Genomic DNA, 18102 nt, shown 5'->3' with positions numbered 1-18102 from the left:
CTTATGGATGCACCCCAGACCGCACCGTCCGCCGCCGAGTTTCTCGCCTCGGTGGAAATACTGTCGCCTTTTTCTCGCGATGAGATCGACCGCCTGGCTGAATATGCGCAGGCGCGCTTCTATTCGTTTGGCGAAACGGTTTGTTCGGCGGGGGAGACCGCCGACGGCTTATACGTGGTCCGCTCGGGCTCGGTGCGCATCTTTGTCGAGGAGAACGGCAAGGAAACAAGCATGGGAGTGCGCAAGTCGGGAGAAATCTTCGCCGACATTGCGATGCTGCGAACTTATGTGCATGAAGCCTCGGTGCGGGCGTCGGCGAAGACCGAATTGTTGTTCATCCCACGCGCAGCAATCGAGCCGGTGATCACGGCCAATCAGGCCGCGCTCGCTTTTGTCGCGAGTTATGTCGCAATCAATTCGGCCGGCGGCTTTGTCGCGCAGTTGTTCGACCTGCGCGGCAAACTGAACAAGGCCGAGCTTGAAGAATACGTACGCAGTGTGGGTGTCAAACGTGTCGCTGCAGGCAAAGAGATTCTCAAGCAGGAAGCGCGCGACGACCGGCGTTTATACGTCGTGCGCCAGGGTGAAGTGCGCATCGTTCGGCATGAAGAAGGGCGCGACTATACGCTCGCCACGCTCGGCGAAGGCGAAATATTCGGCGAGAAAGCGTGCCTGATGCGCCAGGAACAAATGGCCTCGGCGGTTGCGTCCACCGATGCGCGACTACTGGTGATTCCCGAGCGCACCGTTCATTTCATTCTCGAACGCAATCCCAAACTGCGCGAGGTGCTGGACGAGCGTATTCGTTACGTCGACCGTGAGTTACAGCGGCAAAAGCGGCTGGAACAACGCCGTAAGTTGCCGCTAATGCTGGACCTGCAGAGCAAGGCCGAGTTCGGCGAAAAGATAATCAGGCGTTTTGCGTTGGTCGAACAGGCCGAAGAAATGGATTGCGGCGCGGCATGCCTCGCAATGATCTGCCGTCACTACAGCATTCCGATGACGCTCGGCAAACTGCGCGAACTCGCCAATGTGACGACGCAGGGCGCGACGCTCGACAGCCTTGCCCGTGCGGGGGAATCGCTCGGCTTCACAGCGCGTGGCGTGCAATGCACGTTCGATTCGTTGCGTGGATTCGATTTACCGTTCATCGTGCATTGGGAGGGCTATCACTATGTGGTGGTGTATGGGGTCTCCACGGAGTACGTATGGGTCGCGGACCCGGCGCTAGGCTTCCGCAAATTGACCGTGGAGGATTTCGAGCGCGGCTGGAGCGGTACATGTCTGCTGTTTACGGGCGGCCCGAACTTGCTGCAAATGTCGGCGTCGCGTTCACCGTGGATACGCTTTGTCGGCTATCTGAAGCCGTACAAAAAAATTCTCGGTCACCTGTTTCTCGCGACGTTCGTGATTCAGGTACTCGGCGTGATTCCGCCGCTCATCATCCAGAACATTCTGGACGGCGTAATCGTGCATCAGAACGTGAGCTTGCTGCATCTGCTGATAGGCGGCCTCATTATCGCGAATGTATTCTCGCAACTCATGTCGTCGATTCGCGCGTACCTCGCCAATTTCATGGTACGCAACATGGACTTTGCGATGATGTCGCAGTTCTTCAAGCACACGATGTCGTTGCCGTTCTCGTTTTTTGCAAAGCGCAAAACCGGCGACATATTCGCGCGTTTCCAGGAGAACCAGACGATTCGCGCATTTCTTACGGAATCCACCGTCACGACAGCGCTGAATCTGCTAATGGTGTTCATCTACTTCACGATCATGTTCGTCTACAACGTGAAGATGACGCTTGTGCTGATCGGCTTCGTCATTCCGATCATGGCGCTGACCGCATTGGCCACGCCCCGAATCAAGAATTATGCGCGCGAGGTCTTCACCGCATCGACGGAATCGAAGTCGTTCCTGATGGAAGCGCTCGCCGGGGTCGAAACGGTTAAAGGCATGGGCATCGAGCGGCCCGTGCGTTTGCGCTGGGAGAAGAAATACGCGAAAGCGTTGGAAGTGCAGTACCGCGCGCACGCTTTCAATATCCTCGTTGGGCTCGGCAGTCAACTGCTGAACGCCGCGACCACGATTGCGATTCTCTGGGTAGGCGCGAATCTCGTGCTCGCGCGCGAGATGACAATCGGCCAGTTGATTGCATTCAATGCATTCATGGGAAGCGTGCTCGGCCCCTTGATGGGACTGGTCGGATTATGGAGCATGCTCAATGACGCGGGCGTCGCAATGGAGCGCCTTGGCGATGTGCTGGACATCGAGCCAGAACAGAGACCGCAGGATCTGCCGTCACGCGTCATGCTGCCCGAACTCCAGGGCGAAATCAGTCTGAGCGGTGTCTACTTCCGCTATGGCGATAACGATTCCGCTTATGTGCTGGAGAACATCAGTTTCGACATCAAACCCGGCGAACTCGTAGCGATTGTCGGACGCAGCGGCTCCGGCAAAACGACGCTGGCCAAGTTGCTCGTCGGCTTTTACGCGCCGAGCGAGGGGAAGATGTCGATTGACGGTTACGACCTCGGCGTGGTCGATAAAGCTTATTTCCGCGCGCAGATCGGCTATGTGATGCAAAGCAATCTGCTGTTCTCGGGCACGATTGCCGAGAACATAGCAAGCGGCGACGACGCACCCGACCGCCGACGCATCGAGGAAGTCGCCAGAATGGCGGATGCGCATGCGTTCATCAGCAAGATGCCGCTCGGTTATGAGCAGATTGTCGGCGAGCGTGGAATAGGCTTGTCCGGCGGCCAGATCCAGCGGCTGTGCATTGCACGCGCGCTGTATCACGATCCACGCCTGCTGGTATTCGACGAAGCCACGTCTGCGCTCGATTCGCAGTCGGAGAGCAATATTCTCGGCAATATGCACGACATTCTGAAGGGCCGCACCGCAGTGATCATTGCGCATCGGCTGAGCACCATCATGCGTGCCGACAAGATTCTCGTGCTCTATGAAGGCGCAATCGTCGAACAGGGCCGTCATGAAGAACTGATCCAGCGCGGTGGCATGTACTACCAGCTGGTTCAGAAACAACTGAGTACGTGATGATGAAGATACTCGACCAGATTGAAGACACCAGTCCGGCTATTTCATATGCGGGTCTGATCGAGCGGATCGAGATTCTGCGCTCGACACTGCGGTGGTCGTCGCGGCTGGAGCGCACGGATATCGACAAGCTGCTCAGGCAAGCCACATCGCTACGCGACGAGGTCATGCAGCTTTCGCATAAGGAACGCTTCGTGCAAGCCGCGGCGGCAGCAGAGCCCGAACAGCGCGCCGAGCAGTCGCGCGGTGCACGCAGGCAGGCGCTGCTCGAGCGCAGTTTCATTTTCGAGGGCACGTTCGGCGACAATCCGCGCCTGCTCGAATCGCTCGAAATCGCCGAGAAAGCGGCGCCGACCGACTTGCCCGTTCTGATCGACGGTGAAAGCGGAACCGGCAAGGAGTTGATGGCCAAAGTCATTCACGCCAACGGTTCGCGGTCGGATAAGCCGTTTATCTCCGTGAACTGTGGCGCGATTCCTGACAATCTGCTGGAGTCGGAATTGTTCGGTCATCGCAAGGGCGCGTTTACAGGTGCTTCGAATGACCGTAAAGGGAAATTCGAAAGCGCGCATACTGGTACCATTTTTCTCGACGAGATCGGCGAGTTGCCGCTCGCGGGTCAGGTCAAGCTGCTGCGCGTGCTGGAAGCGCACGAGATTCAGCGCGTGGGTTCCGACGAAACCATTGCAGTCGATACGCGCATCGTCGCAGCAACGAATCGCAATCTGCGCAAGCTCAGCGAAGAAGGCAGGTTTCGCGAAGATCTGTTCTATCGGCTTAGCGTCATTCATGTGACGCTGCCGCCGCTGCGCGAACGCCGTGACGAGATTCCGCTGCTGATCGCATGGTTCGGTGACGAGGCGGCCGGCACGCTCAAACGCAGGCCCGTGAGATTAACCCCGCGTTTGCGGGACTTCCTGCTCAATTACGCGTATCCAGGCAACATCCGCGAATTGCGCAACGTGATGTATCGCATCTCGTGTCTTGCTGGGGATATGGCGGACATGGATCATTTGCCGACCGACATGCGGCCCGCGGCGCCGGGAACAGCGGCGTTGCAAACCGGCGCGAACAGCACAGGGCAAGAACCGATCAGCGTGGCGAACCTGATGTCGCTCAGCGATGCTAAGCGTGCGGCAAGCGACGACGCGGAGAAAGCCTTTCTGGAGCGCGGACTGCGCGAAGTGAACGGCACGGTAGCCGAATTGGCGCGGCGCATCGACATGAACCGGTCGCATCTCCAGATGCTGCTGAAGAAGCACGGCCTGCATTCGAAAGACTTCCGCAACCGTAACGTCCTCTCCACGAACAGGAACGGCACCGCCGAGCATGCCGAGCATGCCGAAGACGACGGCGAAGGCGATACGTAACGCCGTCAGCCGTAGAAATCGAACGGCTTGCGACTCACGGCCTCACGGCGCCGGGTTCAGAAGCGTTTTGTCCGCGGCGTGAGGGTCTTCGGCGCGTACCACGACCGCAGTAATGTTGTCGCGGCCGCCGCGCTCCAACGCGAGGCTCACTAGTTGATCTGGCGCGCTGCCGTGTGCTGCGGTAGACAACACAGATAGCATGTCGTCTTCGCCGATCTCGTTGCTTAGCCCGTCGCTGCAGAGCAGGAAGATGTCGCCGTCCGCAACTTCAATTGCATCGTCGTCCAGTTCGAGCAGATCCGTCGCACCCACGGCCCGCGTGATCATATGCTGCGCGGGATGATGCCGCGCTTCTTCGTCGGTAATCACGCCAAGCGACTTGAGCGCTTCGACCTGGCTGTGATCGCGTGTGAGCTGGCGTAACTGTCCGTCGCGAAGAAGGTACAGGCGGCTGTCGCCGGCCCATACATAACCACAAAAGCGATCGCAGGCGAGCAGCGCGACGACCGTGCTGCCAATGCGTTGCACCTGGCGGCGTGCGGCCTCTTCTCTCAACAGACGATTAGCAGCCTGCAAATGAGCGCGCGCGTCGGCCATGAACGCTTTCATGCTGACGGGCGAGGCGAGCCGCTTCAATTCGTCGATGACGATGCGGCTCGCGACATCGCCGACCGCGTGTCCGCCCATGCCGTCGGCGACTGCCCAGCGTCCGAGTTCGGACTGGTCGAGGCAGGCGTCTTCGTTGACTTCGCGCACGCGCCCCGCGTCGGAGCGCGCGGACGACGTCCATCGGAATAGGCTCGCACAAGTCACAACGGCTACACCATATCGTTTCTGCTGCGTGCGTCGGGAGAGACACTGATGTTCGAGTTGGCGCCGGTATTGCGCACATCGACCGACTGGAACTGGTTGATCATCTGGTTAGCATAGAAGTTGTTGGAAACCTCGTACAGGTTCACGACCGGTCCAATGCTCGGCGTTTCCCGCACATAAGGTTGAATCCAGCCATACACCCAAGGCGCTCCACCGCCGCCGCGAATGGCCGCCATTGCTTTACGGTCGAGCGCGAGGTTGAGTGAGAGATCGTCTACAGAAATAGAAGCCATGTCGTTCTCCGGTTGGCCGCGTGCGCAATGCGCGCGGTTTCAATGGATCTGGACAGGGGTCGTGCAAGTGCTATGCCAATCGCTGCATGACACCATGCGGTTCGCCGCGCAACGTTGACTGGCCTGCGATTCCGCTCATTCGAGCACTGTTCGAGCGGTGCACCGTGGATCGATAGGTCGGCGCGTATCCAACAGACACGCTCGTGAACCGGTGTGGCGCCCAACACATTTTTGGCGCGTGGACAACAACTCACCTGCAGCGTGAATCGCCATTCTGGCAGTGGCAAAAAGAGCGTCGCGCACCAACACTTCGGGGCATATTCTGTCGCTCGGCGGCCCACAGTTTTCCTCGTCGAAGAAGTGGCAATGAGCGGAAAGCCATATAAACAAAGGCTTCTGCGCACATGGCCCGGATGATGCAAAAGACCTCGCAACGGTGTTGGAAACAAAGCGAGGCCAGCCATGAACACGATCCAACTTAAGACGAGCGACACCCGCGACGATTGCATGTCCACCATCGACTTGCCCATCGGCTCGCATCTCGTGTCAGCCCGCTGCGGTTATGAGCATCACGGCATCTACGTGGGCAATGGCCGTGTGGTTCATTACGCTGGCTTTGCCGGCTCGGTGCATCGCGGGCCGGTCGAAGAAGTCGACCTGGATCGCTTCGCGGCAGGACACCCGCTTTCGATTCGCGCGACTCCCCATGCACGTTATATCGGCGATGAAGCGGTGCGCCGCGCGCGCTCACGGCTCGGCGAAAACCACTACCGCCTGCTGACCAATAACTGCGAGCACTTTTGCGCATGGGTGCTGCTCGGCGAAAGCCGCAGCGAACAGGTGCATTGCAGCTTGCGCCATCCGCGTACCGGCATGCATGTGCTGATGTGCCTCGTGAAGGCTTTCGTCGAAAGCGGCGCCACCGGCGCAAACAGCGGACAACTCGCCGCATAGCTCGCGTGAGCTATCGGATCGACCTCGGGTATTCAAGCGTAAAGGAATGAAGGAGAACCATCATGGCAGCCGCTGAAAAGACCTTGCACTGGGCCGTCGACAAATGGCTCGCACCGACTCCGTCAATGCCCGCACGTGTCGTGGAGTTTTGCCACCGCGCTTCACATCAACGGTTCGTGCGTGTCGAAGCGCTGCGCCCGTCGGGCCTGTTGTCTATCTTCTTCTTCCGTCACGACGATGGCTCGTGGAACGTGTTTCCGCCGCAAGCAGAGCGCCCCGCCATGAACGGCCATCGCCGCACCGGGCTTTGCTAACGTGGCATGTGTGCAGCCGCTTCCTTGATCAGCCACTGGCTGAACAGCAGCATCGCGGGCGTCATCGCCTTGCCCTTTAGCCATGTGAGCCAGTAACTGCCCGCCTGCACTTCGACATCGAAGGGCCGCACGAGGCGGCCCGTGTTGATCTCGCGATCGAACATCAGCGCGGGCGCGAGCGCGATGCCCGCTCCCTGCATGGCCGCTTCGACCATCAGCCGGGACGAATCGAACACCGGTCCGCGAATTGGACGCGGCGCAATACCGGCGGCTGCGAACCAGTTGATCCAGTCGTCCGCGCGATACGAACGCAACAGCGTTTCGTCGACGAGATCTGCGGGCGTGGACAATCTCGCGGCAATCTCGGGCGTGCATAGCAGTGCGAGCGGCGCGTCGAGCAGGCGTGTGGCAAGTGACCCGGGCCACGTGCCGTCGCCGAAGCGGATCGCGAAGTCGAGCCCCTCAGTGGCGAGATCCACGAGATTGTTATTGGTCAGAAGCCGCAGCTCGACAAAGGGATGTGCATCGCGAAACGATTTGAGCCGGGGCATCAGCCAACCAACGGCGAATGTGCCGACCACACCGACCGTCAACACTTCATGAAAGTGACCGCCTTCGAATTGTTTGAGCACCGCCTCGATGCGATCGAATGCGTCGGTCAGCACGGGGCGCAGTGCAAGGCCTTCATCGGTCATCGCAAGGCCGCGTGGCAGGCGCTTGAATAGCGCGGTGCCAAGACGCTCTTCGAGCGTTCTGACCTGCTGGCTGACGGCGGCCTGCGTGACGTTCAGTTCGAGCGCCGCGCGAGTGAAGCTCAGGTGCCGCGCGGACGATTCGAAGGCGCGCAGCGCATTGAGCGGAAGATAAGGTCTCATAGCCGAGGCATAAGTTTTTCTTGTGAGCGCACTAACTTATCATCGTTTGTCAGTGAAAGCCGGAAAACAGATAGTTGCGGCTTCACACAAGGAGCTGCAATGATCACGAGAAGAAAATTTGCGGGCACGATGCTGGGCGTTTCGATAGTTGGCGTTGGTGGCTTTGCTAGCGCCGTGTTTCGAAGCGGCGATGCATGGGGCAAAGACGCCGGACCGGCCAAGCGCACCACGGCGGCAACGCCGCGGCAGGAGCTGGCAAAGGCCGATACGATCCGCGCGCGGCTGCGGGAGATCGAGGCAGATAGCGGCGGACGGCTCGGTGTCGCGATCGTCGACACGACATCGGGCCTGCACGCCGGCTTACATGCGGACGAACGCTTTCCGATGTGCAGCACGTTCAAACTGATCGTCGCGGGCGCGATATTGGCGAGGGTGGATCGCGGCGAGGAAGACTTGCAGCGACGCATCGTTTACTCGCAAAGCGAGCTTGTGCCGAACTCGCCGGCGACATCGAAGCATACGCGCGAGCGCACCGGCAACACGGGAATGAGCGTCGCCGATCTGTGCAAGGCGGCGATCACGCTCAGCGATAACACGGCCGCTAACCTGTTGCTGGCGAGCTTTGGCGGTCCTGCCGCATTGACCGCATTTGCGCGCAGTCTGGGTGACGGCATCACGCGTCTGGACCGGATCGAGCCCACGCTTAACGAAGGCACGCCCGGCGATCCGCGCGACACTACGACGCCGAATGCAATGCTCGGCAATCTGCGCGAGCTGGTGCTGGGCGAGCATTTGACTTCGTCGTCGAGAGCGCAATTGCTTGCGTGGCTCGCGGCCAATGAGACTGGCGGCGAGCGGATTCGCGCAAAACTGCCGAAGGACTGGGGCGTTGGCGACAAGACCGGCACAGGGGATCACGGCACTGCCAACGACGTGGCGATCGTGTGGCCGCCCGGCCGCGGCCCCATTCTCGTCGCGGTCTATCTGACGGAAACGGCAGGCGACGCGGCGCGTTGCAATGCGGCTATTGCGAGCGTCGGCGCGCTAGTGGCGCAGTCGGTTTAACGGCTGCGCCAACGGCCTGTGCTTTTACCCTGAAACGCGCTTGAGCATGGTCAGCAGCGCGTCGAATGAAATCGGCTTGCGCGCGTACTGAATAGAAGGATTCTGCTGCGCGGGAATGTCGGCGGCCGCGCTGCAGAGAATCACCGGAATGGTGCGCAGGTCCGGATCGGCGTAAAGCGCTGCGCAAAGCTCCAGGCCTGACATGACCGGCATCATGCAGTCCGACACGATAACGTCCGGCCGGGTCTTGCGTATCTGATCGAGCGCGGCCGCGCCATTCGATGCGGTCAGCACGGTATAGCCGTGACGTTCGAGCAGCAGCCGCCACACAGTGAGGATGTCGAATTCGTCATCCACAACCAGAATGGTTTTCATGGGGGCTACGCCGGTCGCCGCGGCTGCAACGTCGCGGACAAGCCTGTGGCCGAAGAAACCGCGGCGCTAAACGGACTTTCAATAACATCCAGCCCGTGTGAGGAGATTACGAGCTCATGGGTAGACGGATCATGCGCGCTCTCCCGCTGCTTGACGATTGAGATTGCACGCCGCAGTCCTGCTTCGGTTTCCGCGTAGCGCAACAAGACGAGATTTTCTGTAAGTGCCGATACACGCGTGCTTCGAAAATTGCCGTGGTCTGGATAGAGCGGCAATTCTTCGGTGATGAGCGCCGTGATGCCGGCTTCGCGCAACTGGTGCAGCAATGCGTTCAGGAATAGCCCAAAGCGCTCGACGCGCAACGCCGAATCGCGGAACCCCTCCACGCCGTCGATCACCATGCGCGTTGCCCCGATTTCTCTCGCCGTGGCAAGCGCGTTAGCGGCGATCTCGTCGACGGCAAGTTCAATGGCCGGCTGCCATTGGATGGCAAGACGACCGTCCTGGTACGCGTCGTTGAGGGGTATCGAAACGGCTTCTGCTTTACCGAGCAGTCGTTGCGGTCCTTCGTAAGAGCCGAGATAGAGGCAACGTTCGCCGTTCGCGACACCCGCGGCAAGAAATTGCAGGCAAAGCATGGTTTTGCCAACGCCCGACGGCCCGATCAACGTCGTAGTCGAGCCTTGTGACAGCCCGCCGCCGAACAGAATGTCGAGATGCGGCAAGCCGAAGCTGATCCGCGTTTTCAGATCCACCGGTCCGCTCGAGGGGGCGCATTGCGATTCGAGACGCGGATACATGAGGAGCCCGCTCTCCGCGATGCGAAAGTAGTGCTTGCCCATCAGATGATTGCGCGCGCGCAGCTTGTGGACTTCGATTTCGCGGGCGCGGCGCATACCGTCGCTGAAGCGGTTCAGTTCGATCAGGCCGTCGACCAGCGTGTGCTCAGGATGCGGCTCGTTGCCGGACAGCGGCGCGAGGAGCAGCGTCGTGCAGTCCATTGCCGCGACGAGCGCATTCAGTTCGTGAATGAACTTGGACAACGACAGTTCGGTTTCGCTGAATTCGCGCGCGCTGCGAAAGCCGTCGATGATCATGAGGCTCGGCCGGTAATCGTAGATGCTCGACGCAATCAGTTTCAGGAAGCCGTCCAGACCGTCCTGCATGAGTTCGTGATAACCGGAAACGAAAAGCATCTGCTGCGCGACTGCTTTTTCGTCGAAGAAAGTCAGGCGCTTCAGGTGTGCGAGCAACTTGTCGTGCGATTCAGCGATCAAGGTCATGTACAGCACCTTCTCGCCCCGGCTTACGCGATGAAAGCCGATCTGGCTGGATAGAATCGTCTTGCCTGCGCCGGCCATGCCCTCGAGAAGATAGACGCCGCCCCGGACCAGCCCGCCGCCAAGAATCTCGTCGAGACCGGGCACGCCCGTATCAACGTTGGCGCGAAGAGAGGTCTGCGATTCGTGAATAGTCATTATGGTGTGCGTTGAAGTACAAACTCAGGCGGCTCGCTGACGTCCGCCCGCGATTTAAACTAACCTCGTTAGCAACGTGCGTTCCCAGTACTGCCCGGCCATAACGCATGTGGAGAATGGCTGCCCGCAATTCTACGTGTCCGTCGAGCGCTTTACCACGGGCATTTGGCGGATGTCGGCAGGCGAGTGGGACGATTGCGCTCCGATACGAACGCAAGCGCAGCCAACCGGAAATGAAAAAATTATTCTGCGCGGCGCACAAAGTACAAAACAGGTATGTGCAACGCTACTTATCGGTACGGTCTTCGTCTGAGCGCGAGCGAATGGCTCGTCTTGCGAAGGCCACGCTTCGTGCGCTCATTAGCGAGCCGCTATCTTAGCCATCCTCAATAAAATTTGCTCTGACTGACGATGCTATCCGCGCAGGTTGCGGACGAAAGTTTCGAGGTGGCGCTGCACCGTGCCGGCCGCTTCCAATTCGATACCTTCTAGCATCTGCTTTTCAATCGTTCTAACCGCCTGCTCGCATTGACGCAGCACGGCACGTCCCTCGTCGGTTAATTGCAGCAGCACGATGCGACCGTGCGTGGGGTCCGGCTCGCGGCTCACCCAGTTACGGCTCGCCATTGCGTTCATCACCTCGTTGGCAGACTGCGGCGTGATGAACGAGCGTTCGGCAAGCTGCGCGTTCGACGCCTGCCCCTTTGCTTCGAGAACGGACAGTGCGGTAAATTGCGCGAGCGTCAAGCCGAGCGGCGCAAGCGCTTCGCTCATACGGCGCCGCAGGATGCGGTCGAGACTGCCTATCACATAGGTCAGGCGCAGCGCGGGCCGGCGAGTCCGCGTAGTGGCGGCTTCAAGAGTTGAATTCTGGTTTTTGCTCATTGTCGGCACGAGATTCAGGCTATCCCGCATCTTATCGCGGCTTGCCGTATACAATTCGGCACCGCCTGAATTTTGCCAATACTGACATCGCACCCATGCCGAATCCGACCCGGGCTTTTCTTCTCGGCCCGCTCCTGAAAGGCGTTTCACGCTCGTTTTACCTTACGCTGCGCGTGCTGCCAGAGGGAATGCGCGACCCGATCGGCCTCGCCTATCTGCTCGCGCGTGCCGCCGACACGGTTGCGGATACCTCGCTGATCGCGCCGGAACAGCGCCTTCAGTTATTGCTGGCGTTGCGTGACCAGGTCAACGGTGTGTCGAGCGACGGCGCGCTGTTCCAGCGTATGGCCGCGGAGGTCGCGGGCCAGCAGACTCAGTCGGACGAGAAGGTGTTGCTGGAATCGCTCGGTCCCGCGCTCGACGTACTGGGCCAGTTGAATGAATCGGATCGCAAGGCCGTGCGGGGAATCGTTTCAACGCTAACCGAAGGCATGGAATTCGATTTACGCACGTTCCCCGACGAACGTTCGGGCCGCATCGCGGCGCTGCGCGAATATTCGGAGTTGGACCGCTACACATATCTTGTAGCGGGCTGCGTCGGCGAATTCTGGACCACGATGACCTATGCACATATGCCCGGCACGCTCAAAGAGCGGCCCGAGACAATGGCGAGCCGTGGCGTCCGGTTCGGCAAGGCGCTGCAAATGACCAACGTCTTGCGCGATTGCGGAAAAGACCTGCGTATCGGCCGCTGTTATCTTCCGCAAACATTGCTGGATCAACACGGCTTGAGTCCACAAGACATGTTGTCGCCGGCCAATTCGTTGCGCGCGCGTCCGCTGATGACCGAGTTGTTGCGCACCACGCTCGATCATTTCCGTGAAGCGCTCGATTACACGCTCGCCATTCCCGCGTTTTCCGTGCGCTTGCGGCTTGCGTGTTTGTGGCCGATTCTGATCGGGCTCGAAACGCTGATGTTGCTCGTGGATAACGCAGCGTGGCTCGATCCGCAAAAAGTTTCGAAGGTGCGCAGGAGCACGGTGTATCGGATCATTGCGTCGTCGCTGCTGCTGGTCGGCTCGAATCGGCTGGTGCGTCAGTCGATAGAGCAACGCATCCGGCACATAGAAGCCCGGCTTTGACCCGCTTGTGTGTGCTCCAACGTACTGATTAAAAGCATGCCGGGCCGTAGTTTGATCGACAAATCCTTTGTCCGATCCGACTCATATGGCGCCGCCGGAAAAACAGCATTGCGACACACTCGACCTGATCCGGGCACTGGCGGCGGGCGCTGTTTGCCTCAGCCATCTGCGCAATCTGATGTTCGTCGACTACAGGTCCAGCGTGGGACTGGGCCCCGCGGGCAAGGCGTTTTATTTCGTCAGCAACTACGGGCACACGGCCGTCATCGTATTCTTTTTGCTGAGCGGGTACTTTGTCGGCGGCTCGGTGCTGCGCCAGGTCGGCACCGGCTCGTGGAGCTGGCAGCGCTATCTGACTGAACGCTTATCGCGCCTGTGGGTCGTGCTGGTGCCGGCGCTGCTGCTAACGTTGTTCTGGGACCGCCTTGGTATCCAGCTCGCGGGCGGACCTTTCTATCTCGGGATTGAAGGCACATTCGATCAACAGATCAACGTTGCATCGCATCTGGGCCCAACGACGCTCGCATGCAATCTCGTCTTCCTGCAAACCCTGGCGTGCGTCACATACGGATCGAATGGTCCGCTATGGAGCCTCGCTAACGAGTTCTGGTACTACCTGTGGTTTCCCGCATGCGTCGTGTTGTTGGGCGGCCGGCGGGGACTCGGCGGCTATGCGATCGCCGCGTTTGCGCTCGGTACGATGATCGCGTTCCCATCGCTGCAAAGCGGCTTCGGATTGTGGCTGCTCGGCGTGCTGCTCGCGGTGCTGGAAAAGCGTTCTCCCGCGCGACTGAAGCGCCGGGCCATACCGTGGCTTACGCTCGCAAGCGGCATGGTGTTTCTCACCGCGCTTGTTTGTACACGCCTCTTTCTGCTCGATAACGACTGGATCGTCGGCGTGCCTTGCTTTCTGTTCCTCCGCTGCGTTTTGCTCGAAAATGTTCGCTTGCGCCTGCCGGTACTGTCGCGAGCCGCAATTCTGTTTTCCAGGTTTTCCTATTCGCTGTATCTCACGCATTTCCCGTTTATTCTTTTTGTGGCCGCCGTGGGTTTCAGGCAGCGCATTCCGTTCGATGCAAAAGGAGTACTCGTGCTGACCGGAATGCTCATTGCCTGCTATGTGTACGCTTTCGCGGTTTATCTGTTGTTCGAGCGAAACACGCGGCGCGTGCAGCAGCGCATGTGGCGGCTGCAGTCCGGGCATACAGCGCCGGATGCAACAGCCGCGCATGTGCGTCAGCGCGGCACTATTACCTGACTTGGCGCTCACGTCGCTTGATTTAACCTGCGTCAGCAGATAGGCCCGAATCGGGAAACCCCTAAGACCGTGTCCGGATGGTTCGCGTTAGTCTCTTCGAAAGAGGAGACATTCGATGAGGCAGGCATTCAATATTGCGGTGGTGCTGTTGCTCGGCTATTTAATGGCGGATCGGGCGCTGATGCGCGCGCAAGCCGGCGAAGTCGGGACGATCACATGCCATCAGGGCGCTGAACTGGTCAAGGCTAGCGCGCTCAAGAAGGGCTTTGGAGATGTCGGCGCGAGCAGCCAGAGCGAGAATTTCCTGTCGAGCTGCCTTGTCACGGGGCGCGGGCAAGTGGGCGATCTGATCGCTCGCGATTGAGCTGGTCAGTTCGCTTGGCCGATGAGCTGTTGCACACGCAACGGTTCACAGGGGCAAAAAAGTGCCTGGACTGACGAGTCCAGGCGAAGTCATCGGTAGCCGATGACGGAGGTAACGGATAGCAAACTAGCCCGTGATCGGAACAACCGGTCGCGGGCTTTTTCATTTTTAACGGCTCAGACGGCTGGGCGCGTTGGCGGCGTGAGACGGGCGGCCGACTGCTGAGAACTCCGCCGCGCCTTGTCGGCGGCGTATCGCGCCATTCTCAGCCTGTGCACCGACCCGGTTGCCGCCGTTACCTGCTGCGCTTAGTTGCCGAAGTAAATCGACTTCGCGCCGTTCGCCGACACCGCGCGGCCGGATTCCGAAGAACCGTTCGCAACACCGCCATAGCTCGACACAGCCGGCTGCGCAGTGCCGTTTTGCGCGGCGACGCTAGCTTCTGCGGCCTGAATGTCAGCCGGATAATAAGGATCCGAGCGGGTCGGCTGATAGCCGGCCTTTTCCAGTTGAACCAGTTCCGCGCGCACCTGTGCGCGTGTCACGGGCTGGTTGGACTGCGCAAACGAAGCGACAGGAGCGGCCAGCACAGTGGCGATAACAACAGCTTGAATAAGTGATTTCATGATGAACTACCTCCAGTTTCGGTCTTTATCGCGCTACGAACCTTGTTGTTCGCAGCCAGTGATTACATTGTAGGTTTGCAAACTGGAGAGAGTAATGGCGCTTTTCGGTAAACTTCGTTGCTGGAATTGAGATAAACGGACGGTGCTGTTCATTCCTGCCGACGCGCCGGGGGAGCCCCCGCGTGCAGCGGCTCTCATTCACTGCGCCTGCGGACGGCTCCGTTGGCCCGCTGCGACAGCCGCGTGAATGCATGGCTGGTGCGCCCGTCCCGCAGATCGCGGGCCCGATAGAAGTCTTTGCTAAGCCACTGCCCCAAGCCGATCAACGCCGAACCCAACACGTTTTTCAGGCTCACCCAGCGGTTCTCGGCGCGCGCAAAATTCGCCGCCGACACCACCGCGTTCGTTTCCAGTCGGTCGAGATCGGTGTGTAGAAAGTCGGCGAAATGGTGGAGTCCACGCTGATTGTTGTTCGACGACTTCTTTTCCAGTTCCACGTGATCCGGAATGAGCGACTGATTACTCACCCGAATGAATTGAGGCGTGTCGGCGGGGGGCGTGCCGGTGGTACGGATCGCCAGCCCGACGCTCGACGAGGCTTCGGTGCGTTTGCCGAGCGGAGGCAGGTCCCATTTGTCGCAGAGATATTTCAGCACGCTGCAATGGTCGAATTGCGCGTGGCATACACCAGAGTCGCACCAAGGGGACACGAGGAGGGCGGGCACGCGGACGCCAAGTCGCCTGAAGTCGAACATGGACGTATGTTCGTCGGGCGCGACCGAATCTGACGGTGGCGGCACGTGGTCATAGAAGCCACCGTGCTCGTCGTAAAGGACGACTAACAATGTGCTTTCCCACAACGCCTGATTTGATCGCAATGCGTTGTAGGTGTCCGCGATCAGCTTTTCCGCCTTCATGATGTTATGCGGCGGATGATCGTCGTTCTGTGCCTCGCCGAAGTACTTGGGCTCTATGAGCACGAACTCCGGAAATGCATCGGCTGGTCCTGCAGCATCGGGAAAGAAATTGTCAAAGTAGCGGTAATTCGCGAGGTTCTCGGCTTTGCGCTGATTCTTGAATAGCAATGATGCCGGAAAGTCGTAGAAATAGACGGTCCAGGTCTTTTTAGCGTCGTTCAGGCGGTCAAAGATCGTATCCTGATCCTGCTTGGTGTACCACTTGGGATTGAGCGCGTCGAGGCCGGATGGCATTCCCACCTGCCCCTTCGAAGTGCCGGAAAGCGCGAAGTAACGGTTCGGCCACGTTGGGCCGGGAAGAGATGAAAACCATCTGTCGCAAACGGTGAATTGCTCTCCGAGCGTATCGCTATGAGAAGCCGGAGAAAATCGGCCCTGCCTGCCGGGCACTGCGGGTTGAACACCTACGCGCGGGGCGTGGCGGCCGCCATATGCGTCGCTGCAACTGGGGGCGTTGTTGACGTCAGAATGCAAAAATGCCGTTCGGTCATTCACCGAACGGCATTGTTTCGTACCGCCGCGCTTTCACACGGCAAGGTGGCTCAGGTCTAGACGGCTGCCGGTCGCCATTTCAACAAGCGCTGCTCGACTGCGGTCAACAAGTAGTCCGCTGCCAACGCGACCACGGCCAGCACGATCATCGCGGCAAACACGCCGCTTGCGTTGAACGCACCTTGCGCCGTGGAAATCAGCAGGCCGATACCTTGTTTGGAGCCGAGAAATTCGCCGACCACTGCGCCGACGAGCGCGAAGCCGAAGCTCACATGCAGGCTTGCAAGAATCCAGCTCAATGCCGAGGGAATCACAACCGACGTGGTTACCTGACGGCGCGAAGCACCGAGAATCTGCGCATTCGCGATCATGTAACGATCCGCCTCACGTACGCCCTGAAACGCATTGGCAAACACGACGAAGAACACCATGACCACGGCGAGTGCAACCTTCGAAGCCATGCCGAGGCCCAGCGCAATCACGAACACGGAGCCGAGCACCACACGCGGAATCGAGTTGGCGATCTTGATGTAGAGGCTGAACACGTCCGACAGCAGCTTGTTGCGGCCGAGCAGAATGCCGCAGAACACGCCGGCAACGGAACCGATAATGAAGCCGAGTCCAGTTTCTTCGAGCGTGACCCAAACCTGCGTGAGAAGCGGGCCTTGAGACGTGCCATTCACGAACCAGTCGACGATCTGATCGAAAATCGCGCTTGGCATCGAGAAGAAGAACGGGTCGATCCACTTCAGGCGCGCGGACAGTTCCCAGCCGCCGAGCACGATCACGAGTACGGCGATACGCAGCGCGATCACCAGCACCTGACGCTGCCGGATACGTTTTTGCGCGACCCGCTCGACTTGCGCGAGCGACGCGGCGTCGATGCCCGAGGGCATCATCTGTTGAGGAGTAGTAGACATGTTTCGCTTTCCTTGATTAACCGATCTGCACTTCTTCGCGCAGGTCGTGCCAGATATCGCGCGAGATTTCGATGAAACGCGGGTCGTAGCGAACTTCCGACGTGACACGCGGACGCGGCAAATCGATCTCGTAGACCTTTTTCAGCGTCGCGGGACGCGCGGTCAGCACGAACACGCGGTCGGCGAGTGCAATCGCCTCTTCGAGATCGTGCGTGACAAACACGACCGACCCGGCGCCGCCCCACAACTGCAGCAATTCGTCTTGCATCAACGTGCGCGTTTGCATGTCGAGCGCGGAGAACGGCTCGTCCATCAACAGGATTTCCGGCCGGTTGATGAAAGTTTGCGCGAGCGCCACGCGTTTGCGCATGCCGCCGGACAACTGATGCGGATAGTGCTTGCCGAACTTGTCGAGGCCCACGCGGCGCAACCACTCGTTCGCTTCTTCGTAGGCGGCGGATTTCGAGCGGCCGCGATACAGCGGACCGGCCGCGACGTTGTCGATGACCGAGCGCCACGGAAACACGGCGTCTGCCTGAAACACGAAGCCGATGCGCGGATCGATGCCGTCGACCGGCGCGCCCATCACGCGCACTTCGCCGGTAGTGGGCTTGAGCAAGCCTGTAATCATGCTGAGCGTGGTGGATTTGCCGCAGCCCGTCGGCCCGACAATCGCAACGAACTCGCCGCGCGCCACCGACATGCTGAAGTCGCGCAACGCGATGGTTGCCTTGCCGTCCGGAGAGATGAAACGGCAGGACACGTTGCGCATTTCGATAGCAGGCGTTTCGCGTGACATAGGTTGGTTCATCGGCTGGTGCCTCGCAGTTTGCTTGATGTG

Annotated in this window: 17 protein-coding genes and 1 pseudogene; 8 read left to right on the top strand and 10 right to left on the bottom strand. The window is 59.6% G+C overall.

All coding sequences use genetic code 11. The features are described from left to right. The first annotated feature begins 3 nt into the window (after positions 1-3). Together BCA01S_RS18245 and BCA01S_RS18240 are read left to right on the top strand one after the other, a co-directional pair. Complete coding sequence (locus BCA01S_RS18245; protein ID WP_027778141.1) at positions 4-3060, top strand: peptidase domain-containing ABC transporter; 3057 nt, start codon at positions 4-6, stop codon at positions 3058-3060. Continuing rightward, positions 3060-4430, top strand: a complete 1371-nt coding sequence (locus BCA01S_RS18240; protein ID WP_027778140.1) for a sigma-54 interaction domain-containing protein — start codon at positions 3060-3062, stop codon at positions 4428-4430. The genes BCA01S_RS18245 and BCA01S_RS18240 overlap by 1 nt, the downstream gene beginning before the upstream one ends. Positions 4431-4472: 42 nt before the next feature. On the opposite strand, the gene BCA01S_RS18235 is transcribed toward BCA01S_RS18240, so the two are convergent. Continuing rightward, a complete protein-coding gene (locus BCA01S_RS18235) occupies positions 4473-5243 on the bottom strand; it encodes a PP2C family protein-serine/threonine phosphatase (protein WP_027778139.1) in 771 nt (256 codons plus the stop codon). A gap of 5 nt (positions 5244-5248) precedes the next feature. Continuing rightward, complete coding sequence (locus BCA01S_RS18230; protein WP_027778138.1) at positions 5249-5536, bottom strand: hypothetical protein; 288 nt, start codon at positions 5534-5536, stop codon at positions 5249-5251. Between the two features lie 462 nt (positions 5537-5998). Here BCA01S_RS18230 and BCA01S_RS18225 point away from each other — a divergent pair, with 462 nt between their 5' ends. Both BCA01S_RS18225 and BCA01S_RS18220 read left to right on the top strand, forming a co-directional pair. Next, a complete protein-coding gene (locus BCA01S_RS18225; protein ID WP_027778137.1) occupies positions 5999-6490 on the top strand; it encodes a lecithin retinol acyltransferase family protein in 492 nt (163 codons plus the stop codon). Positions 6491-6552: 62 nt separating this feature from the next. After that, on the top strand, positions 6553-6804 hold the full coding sequence (locus BCA01S_RS18220; RefSeq protein ID WP_027778136.1) for a hypothetical protein: 252 nt from the start codon (positions 6553-6555) through the stop codon (positions 6802-6804). Here BCA01S_RS18220 and BCA01S_RS18215 read toward each other — a convergent pair. Continuing rightward, a complete protein-coding gene (locus tag BCA01S_RS18215) occupies positions 6801-7679 on the bottom strand; it encodes a LysR family transcriptional regulator (RefSeq protein WP_027778135.1) in 879 nt (292 codons plus the stop codon). The genes BCA01S_RS18220 and BCA01S_RS18215 overlap by 4 nt on opposite strands. Positions 7680-7778: 99 nt before the next feature. Here BCA01S_RS18215 and bla point away from each other — a divergent pair, with 99 nt between their 5' ends. Further along, complete coding sequence (gene bla / locus BCA01S_RS18210) at positions 7779-8744, top strand: class A beta-lactamase (RefSeq protein WP_027778134.1); 966 nt, start codon at positions 7779-7781, stop codon at positions 8742-8744. 24 nt (positions 8745-8768) lie between these two features. On the opposite strand, the gene BCA01S_RS18205 is transcribed toward bla, so the two are convergent. From BCA01S_RS18205 to BCA01S_RS18195, 3 genes are all read right to left on the bottom strand, one after another. Continuing rightward, a complete protein-coding gene (locus tag BCA01S_RS18205) occupies positions 8769-9119 on the bottom strand; it encodes a response regulator (RefSeq protein WP_020068846.1) in 351 nt (116 codons plus the stop codon). Between the two features lie 5 nt (positions 9120-9124). Further along, the gene (locus BCA01S_RS18200; RefSeq protein WP_027778133.1) at positions 9125-10597 is read right to left on the bottom strand and encodes an RAD55 family ATPase; all 1473 of its coding nucleotides are present in this window, start codon (positions 10595-10597) and stop codon (positions 9125-9127) included. A 414-nt stretch (positions 10598-11011) separates the two neighbouring features. After that, positions 11012-11512 (bottom strand): MarR family winged helix-turn-helix transcriptional regulator, encoded by a 501-nt coding sequence (locus BCA01S_RS18195; protein WP_027778132.1) that lies wholly within the window; start codon positions 11510-11512, stop codon positions 11012-11014. A gap of 65 nt (positions 11513-11577) precedes the next feature. On the opposite strand from BCA01S_RS18195, the gene BCA01S_RS18190 reads away from it, so the two are divergent. From BCA01S_RS18190 to BCA01S_RS18180, 3 genes are all read left to right on the top strand, one after another. Further along, positions 11578-12624, top strand: a complete 1047-nt coding sequence (locus tag BCA01S_RS18190) for a phytoene/squalene synthase family protein (protein WP_027778131.1) — start codon at positions 11578-11580, stop codon at positions 12622-12624. Between the two features lie 67 nt (positions 12625-12691). Beyond that, positions 12692-13882, top strand: a complete 1191-nt coding sequence (locus tag BCA01S_RS18185; RefSeq protein WP_244146043.1) for an acyltransferase family protein — start codon at positions 12692-12694, stop codon at positions 13880-13882. Positions 13883-13997: 115 nt separating this feature from the next. Continuing rightward, positions 13998-14246: a hypothetical protein gene (locus BCA01S_RS18180; protein ID WP_027778129.1), complete on the top strand. Its 249-nt coding sequence runs from the start codon at positions 13998-14000 to the stop codon at positions 14244-14246. Between the two features lie 308 nt (positions 14247-14554). On the opposite strand, the gene BCA01S_RS18175 is transcribed toward BCA01S_RS18180, so the two are convergent. From BCA01S_RS18175 to BCA01S_RS18160, 4 genes and pseudogenes are all read right to left on the bottom strand, one after another. Further along, complete coding sequence (locus BCA01S_RS18175; protein ID WP_027778128.1) at positions 14555-14872, bottom strand: DUF4148 domain-containing protein; 318 nt, start codon at positions 14870-14872, stop codon at positions 14555-14557. A 194-nt stretch (positions 14873-15066) separates the two neighbouring features. Further along, positions 15067-16218, bottom strand: a pseudogene (locus BCA01S_RS34960) (alkaline phosphatase family protein); the annotation flags it as partial. 179 nt (positions 16219-16397) lie between these two features. After that, entirely contained in the window at positions 16398-17261 is an 864-nt protein-coding gene (locus BCA01S_RS18165; protein WP_027778127.1) for an ABC transporter permease, read from the bottom strand. Positions 17262-17277: 16 nt separating this feature from the next. Beyond that, complete coding sequence (locus BCA01S_RS18160; protein ID WP_027778126.1) at positions 17278-18072, bottom strand: ABC transporter ATP-binding protein; 795 nt, start codon at positions 18070-18072, stop codon at positions 17278-17280. Positions 18073-18102: the final 30 nt, after the last annotated feature.

Origin of the sequence: Paraburkholderia caledonica NBRC 102488 (assembly GCF_000685095.1) — a bacterium.
Lineage (GTDB): Bacteria > Pseudomonadota > Gammaproteobacteria > Burkholderiales > Burkholderiaceae > Paraburkholderia > Paraburkholderia caledonica.
The sequence above is the reverse complement of the archived record's forward strand: the minus strand, read 5'-3'. Positions and strand labels throughout refer to the sequence as shown.

Coding starts and splice junctions, on each gene's coding strand:
- BCA01S_RS18245 (WP_027778141.1), top strand. CDS start 4: ATGGATGCACCCCAGACCGCACCGTCCGCCGCCGAGTTTCTCGCCTCG.
- BCA01S_RS18240 (WP_027778140.1), top strand. CDS start 3,060: ATGATGAAGATACTCGACCAGATTGAAGACACCAGTCCGGCTATTTCA.
- BCA01S_RS18230 (WP_027778138.1), bottom strand. CDS start 5,536: ATGGCTTCTATTTCTGTAGACGATCTCTCACTCAACCTCGCGCTCGAC.
- BCA01S_RS18225 (WP_027778137.1), top strand. CDS start 5,999: ATGAACACGATCCAACTTAAGACGAGCGACACCCGCGACGATTGCATG.
- BCA01S_RS18220 (WP_027778136.1), top strand. CDS start 6,553: ATGGCAGCCGCTGAAAAGACCTTGCACTGGGCCGTCGACAAATGGCTC.
- BCA01S_RS18215 (WP_027778135.1), bottom strand. CDS start 7,679: ATGAGACCTTATCTTCCGCTCAATGCGCTGCGCGCCTTCGAATCGTCC.
- bla (WP_027778134.1), top strand. CDS start 7,779: ATGATCACGAGAAGAAAATTTGCGGGCACGATGCTGGGCGTTTCGATA.
- BCA01S_RS18205 (WP_020068846.1), bottom strand. CDS start 9,119: ATGAAAACCATTCTGGTTGTGGATGACGAATTCGACATCCTCACTGTG.
- BCA01S_RS18200 (WP_027778133.1), bottom strand. CDS start 10,597: ATGACTATTCACGAATCGCAGACCTCTCTTCGCGCCAACGTTGATACG.
- BCA01S_RS18195 (WP_027778132.1), bottom strand. CDS start 11,512: ATGCGGGATAGCCTGAATCTCGTGCCGACAATGAGCAAAAACCAGAAT.
- BCA01S_RS18190 (WP_027778131.1), top strand. CDS start 11,578: ATGCCGAATCCGACCCGGGCTTTTCTTCTCGGCCCGCTCCTGAAAGGC.
- BCA01S_RS18180 (WP_027778129.1), top strand. CDS start 13,998: ATGAGGCAGGCATTCAATATTGCGGTGGTGCTGTTGCTCGGCTATTTA.
- BCA01S_RS18175 (WP_027778128.1), bottom strand. CDS start 14,872: ATGAAATCACTTATTCAAGCTGTTGTTATCGCCACTGTGCTGGCCGCT.
- BCA01S_RS18165 (WP_027778127.1), bottom strand. CDS start 17,261: ATGTCTACTACTCCTCAACAGATGATGCCCTCGGGCATCGACGCCGCG.
- BCA01S_RS18160 (WP_027778126.1), bottom strand. CDS start 18,072: ATGAACCAACCTATGTCACGCGAAACGCCTGCTATCGAAATGCGCAAC.